The sequence below is a fragment of the Streptomyces sp. AcH 505 genome (assembly GCF_000818175.1).
Classification (GTDB): domain Bacteria; phylum Actinomycetota; class Actinomycetes; order Streptomycetales; family Streptomycetaceae; genus Streptomyces.
Genome location: NZ_JTIY01000001.1, coordinates 6,072,715 through 6,073,697, shown reverse-complemented (window position 1 = coordinate 6,073,697; position 983 = coordinate 6,072,715). Strand labels below are relative to the sequence as shown.

1 protein-coding gene and 1 pseudogene are annotated in these 983 nt (G+C 75.8%); both read right to left on the bottom strand.

Going from position 1 to position 983, the window contains the following annotated elements:
- Positions 1-351: 351 nt before the first annotated feature.
- Positions 352-696 (bottom strand): GNAT family N-acetyltransferase, encoded by a 345-nt coding sequence (locus tag HY68_RS27100; protein ID WP_041993546.1) that lies wholly within the window; start codon positions 694-696, stop codon positions 352-354.
- Positions 697-790: 94 nt separating this feature from the next.
- Positions 791-983 (bottom strand): annotated as a pseudogene (locus HY68_RS45510) (hypothetical protein); the annotation flags it as partial.

Here is a 983-nt window from a genome sequence, read left to right as displayed (position 1 = left end):
GATCGGCCCGGTCCGCCCGCAGGCGTCAGCCGAGCGGTCCGGGCGCGGGTTCCGGCTCCGGTACGGGGTCGGGACCCGGCGGGCTCGGCACGGGGCTCGGCGGCGGCGCCGGTACCGGCGTGGGCCCTGGGCCCGGCAGCGGCCCCGGCTCGGGTCCGGGCGGACCCGGGGTCGGCGTGGGCGACGGCGGTACGGGATCCGGGTACGGGCTGGTCATGCCTGACCTCCAAGAAGTGCGGAGACGTGCGTTCCCAATGTCTCCCGGTGCACGTGCCCGCGCGCGCCGGAAGCAGTCATGATCCGCGGCGCGGAACACGAAAGCGCCCGGCGCCCGGCCGCGGCATCCGGCCCTCACCAGAGCTGGGGGTTGGCCTTCAGCTGCGCCTTGGCCTCGGCCACGACGGCGGGGTCGGCGGCGGGTGCCTCGTCGGGATGGCGCTCGGCCCATTTGGCGGCGTACGGGCACAGCGGCACGACGGGGACGCCCTCGCGTGCCGCCATCGCGTAGAACTCCCTGACCAGCGCGCCCGCGATGCCCTTGCCCTCGTGCCCCTCGTCGACCACGGTGTGGACGGCGACCAGGGCGCGCGGTGTGCCGTCCAGGGTGAAGTAGGCGATGACACCGGCGGCCTTGCCGTCCTCGTACGCCTCCAGGCGGCCCTGCTGCCGGTTGTCGCGAATGTCGAGGTCTGTCATGACGGGTCAGGCTCCTTGGATCGGGCGGATGCCCGCCAGGGTACTTCCGGCCGCCGACGTGCCGGGGCCGGTCCGTTCGAGCCTCGTCCCCCGTCTACTCGGGGCCGATGTCGCCGCCCGCCGCGTCCTCGCCGGGCTCCGCCTCGGCCCGCTCGGCCGCCTGCGCCGCGAGGCGCTTGCGGATGACCGTCGTGGCGGCGGCGGCTCCGACGGCGAACGCGACGGGGACCATCCAGGGCCGGTCGAACCGGTGCCCCGTGGCGTGGTCGAGCGAGTAGCGGCCGGGT